2 pseudogenes are annotated in these 1,555 nt (G+C 49.6%); one reads left to right on the top strand and one right to left on the bottom strand.

Going from position 1 to position 1,555, the window contains the following annotated elements:
* A pseudogene (tnpA, locus tag BFF42_RS16665) lies at positions 1-327 on the bottom strand (IS200/IS605 family transposase); the annotation flags it as partial.
* Positions 328-334: 7 nt separating this feature from the next.
* Between tnpA and BFF42_RS16660 the strand changes: the two are divergent.
* A pseudogene (locus tag BFF42_RS16660) lies at positions 335-1,543 on the top strand (RNA-guided endonuclease InsQ/TnpB family protein).
* Positions 1,544-1,555: the final 12 nt, after the last annotated feature.

The raw sequence follows: 1,555 nt of genomic DNA, 5'->3' as shown, positions 1-1,555 counted from the left end.
GTAATACCTGACTGCAATATCTGGTCGATCTCGTCGCAGTAACCTACCCGATACGCCTTTGAGGCTGTTTACCAGACTGGATATCGCCAGTTTGGGAGGATAGTTAATTAACAAATGGACGTGATCTGGTTCGCCATCCATTTAAACCAGTTCAGCTTCAAAATCAGCACATACATTTGAAAAGTAAGTGCGTAGTTTTTCTGTCGCGTCATAGTCAAAAATCTGACGTCGGTATTTGGTGACAAAGACCAGGTGAACATGCATCAGGAAAACACAATGCCTTCCACGCCGGATATCGGTTTCTTTTTTCACAGACCAAAGTATCATTTGGCCTGTGAAACGACTACAAGCATTTAAATTCCAGTTAAGACCCGGTGGTCAACAGGAGCGTGAAATGAGGCGCTTCGCAGGCGCATGTCGTTTCGTTTTCAATCGTGCTCTGGCACGTCAGAATGAGAATCATGAGGTCGGTAATAAATACATCCCTTACGGGAAAATGGCTTCCTGGCTGGTTGAGTGGAAAAATGCCACTGAAACGCAATGGCTTAAAGATGCCCCGTCACAGCCATTGCAACAGTCACTGAAAGACCTTGAGCGGGCTTACAAAAACTTCTTCCAGAATCGGGCTGCTTTTCCCCGATTCAAAAAGCGGGGACAGAATGATGTATTCCGCTACCCGCAGGGCGTTAAGCTCGATCAGGAAAACAGCCGTATTTTTCTGCCGAAACTGGGCTGGATGCGCTACCGGAACAGCCGTCAGGTCACGGGTGTTGTGAAAAATGTCACTGTCAGCCAGTCCTGCGGTAAGTGGTACATCAGTATTCAGACAGAAAGTAAAGTATCAACTCCGGTTCACCCTTCAGCATCAATGGTCGGGCTGGATGCTGGCGTGGCTAAACTCGCCACGCTGTCAGATGGCACAGCCTTTGAGCCTGTAAACAGTTTTCAGAAAAACCAGAAGAAGCTGGCGAGACTTCAGCGACAGTTAAGCCGCAAGGTCAAATTCAGCAACAACTGGCAGAAGCAGAAACGCAAAATACAGCGACTGCATTCCTGTATCGCAAATATCCGCAGGGACTACCTTCACAAAGTCACAACGACCGTCAGCAAAAACCACGCAATGATAGTCATTGAGGATTTGAAGGTCAGCAACATGTCAAAGTAAGCAGCGGGTACGGTCAGCCTGCCGGGGCGCAATGTCCGGGCAAAATCAGGTTTAAACCGTTCGATACTGGATCAGGGCTGGTATGAAATGCGCCGCCAGCTTGAGTACAAGCAGCTCTGGCGTGGCGGTCAGGTGCTTGCTGTTCCGCCAGCGTACACAAGCCAGCGTTGCGCGTGCTGTGGTCATACAGCGAAAGAAAACCGCCTGTCACAAAGTAAATTCAGATGCCAGGTATGTGGATATACAGCGAACGCCGATGTAAATGGCGCTCGTAACATTTTAGCGGCGGGGCACGCCGTTCTTGCCTGTGGAGAGATGGTGCAGTCAGGCCGCCCGTTGAAGCAGGAACCCACCGAAATGATTCAGGCGACAGCCTGAACGTAGCAGGGA

This window comes from Shigella sp. FC1661 (assembly GCF_001712525.1).
GTDB lineage: Bacteria > Pseudomonadota > Gammaproteobacteria > Enterobacterales > Enterobacteriaceae > Escherichia > Escherichia coli.
Note: the sequence above shows the minus strand (reverse complement) of the source record. Positions and strands in the feature narration are given on the sequence as shown.